Origin of the sequence: Planotetraspora sp. A-T 1434 (assembly GCF_025420585.1) — a bacterium.
Taxonomy (GTDB): domain Bacteria; phylum Actinomycetota; class Actinomycetes; order Streptosporangiales; family Streptosporangiaceae; genus JAOEGB01.
This window is the reverse complement of sequence record NZ_JAOEGB010000082.1, coordinates 1-915: the sequence shown is the minus strand read 5'-3', so window position 1 is coordinate 915 and position 915 is coordinate 1. Positions and strand designations below refer to the sequence as shown.

Below are 915 nucleotides of genomic sequence, written 5' to 3'. Positions count from 1 at the left end.
CCCTGCTTGTAGAGATCGTCGGGGCTGCCCGGGTCCTGCGGGATGTAGACGCCGACGACGCCGATCGAGCCGGCGAACTTGACCGACTTGACCAGGTTGTTAAGCGTCATGTTGGGGTGCTCGTGCCCCTGCGGGTCGTGCGCCTGGTAGCCCACGCACTCGCAGCCCCGGTCGGCGCCCAGGCCCTTGGTGAGCTCCATGACCTGATCGACGGGCGACACCTTGGAGTCGTCGATCGCGATCGCGCCGATCTCCTCGGCCTTGGCGAGCCGGTCCGGATGGCGGTCGACGACCATGACCCTGCTCGCGCTCTTGAGCGTGGCGGAGTAGGCCGCCATCAGGCCGACAGGCCCCGCGCCGTAGATCACGACGCTGTCGCCGGGCTGGACGCACGCGAGCTGGGTGGCGTGCCAGCCGGTCGGGAAGATGTCGGCGAGCATGACGTAGTCCGTCTGCCTCTCCCTGGCGTCGTCGGGAAGCACCAGGCAGTTGAAGTCGCCGTACGGCACGCGCAGGAACTCGGCCTGGCCGCCGTTGTAGGGCCCCATGTCCGCGAAGCCGTACGCCGCCCCGGCCATGCCCGGCTCGGGATTGGTGGTGAGGCAGTAGGCCGTCAGGCCCTTCTCGCAGTTCGCGCAGAAGCCGCACGAGATGTTGAACGGGATGCAGACCAGGTCGCCGACGCGGACCCGGTCGACCGCCTCGCCCACCTCGACCACTTCGCCGAGGTTCTCGTGGCCGAGGACTCGGCCTGTCTCGAAGTCGGTCCGGCCTTCGTACATGTGCAGGTCCGACCCGCAGATGTTGGTCGTGGTGATGCGGACCAGGACATCGGTTGGCCGCTCGATCCGGGCGTCCGGAACGTCCTCGACCCTTACCGTACGAGGACCCTCGTATACGACTGCTCTCATGATT

Annotated in this window: 1 protein-coding gene; it reads right to left on the bottom strand. The window is 67.5% G+C overall.

Going from position 1 to position 915, the window contains the following annotated elements; all coding sequences use genetic code 11:
- A partial coding sequence (locus N5079_RS35040) for a glutathione-independent formaldehyde dehydrogenase (protein ID WP_315967908.1) occupies positions 1–915 on the bottom strand: 915 nt, incomplete at both ends.